This is a genomic window from Halorubrum sp. GN11_10-6_MGM (assembly GCF_005435165.1).
Classification (GTDB): Archaea; Halobacteriota; Halobacteria; order Halobacteriales; family Haloferacaceae; genus Halorubrum.
Map to the genome: position 1 here is coordinate 1 of NZ_SGUC01000082.1, position 1,003 is coordinate 1,003.

The 1,003-nt window shown below is 57.8% G+C and carries 1 protein-coding gene; it reads right to left on the reverse strand.

Translation table 11 applies throughout. From position 1 onward, the window contains the following. Window positions 1-27: 27 nt before the first annotated feature. A complete protein-coding gene (locus EXE46_RS16165) occupies window positions 28-912 on the reverse strand; it encodes an IS1595 family transposase (protein WP_137689361.1) in 885 nt (294 codons plus the stop codon). Window positions 913-1,003 lie beyond the last annotated feature (91 nt).

Consider the following 1,003-nt stretch of genomic DNA (forward strand, 5'->3'; position numbering starts at 1 on the left):
TCGCTCTTGTGTAGCACATTGTTGATTTCAGAGAGTGGCTTTGACGGCGTGTTTGAGCGCTTTTCGTCCGGGTTTGCGGTAGAGTTCTCGTCTGAGTTGGAACGCTCGGAGATACTGTGTGAGGCGATCCTTTGAGATGCCTCGATGCGGCGAGAGCCACCGTCGCGCCAGCGACGCGTGGCTCTCGCAGGTGTTCACGTGGACCGTGTCGTCGGCGTATTCACCGTCTCCGTGAACGACGTATTCGCGGTCGAATTGCTCGTCTTCAGTAAGCGGATCGTACGCACGAAATCCGTCGGTATAGAGGGTGAGAGGCTCCTGCTGGCGGTCAGCCAGCAGGAGCCGGATCGTCGATTCGTCTGCGGATTTCGCCGGCACAACGTACCGTTGCTCGGTGCCACGATCCACGAGGACGAACACGGGTGGTTTGTCTTGATCATACGTTCCGCGTCCGCGTCGTGAGAGGCCGCGAGAGCGCGACCAGCGGTCGCGCTCGCGGCCTTTCAAGCCGGCAGAGACGTAGAACTCGTCAATTTCAACCGGGCCACGGAGATCGAGTGACGGCGCGTCGAGCGCTTCGGTGAAGCGCTCGACACGCCTGTGGATCGTTTTGTAGGTGACATCGATTTCGTACTGTAGTTGCCTGAGACTGGTGTTAAACCGCAAAAAGGCGTAGATTGAGAACAACCATTTGCGGAGTGCGATCTTCGAGTGAGCGAAGATCGTGCCAGTCTTATCGTTGAACGTGCGGTCGCAATCCTTACAGAGATACCGCTGAAACTGCCCGTAGCTGCCGTTTCTGACCGTTCGGTCAGAACGGCAGCGAGGACAGGAAACGCCGTCACGCCAGCGAACCTGCTGTAACAGGTCCGCTGCGACCGATTCCGACCCAAACACATCTAGCGGAATCATCCGTGTCGGACACCGCTGACGCGGTGTCCTTGTCCTCTTCGACACGACAGCGACAGCTCGCCAGTATCAACAATCTCCTACAGAAGAGCGT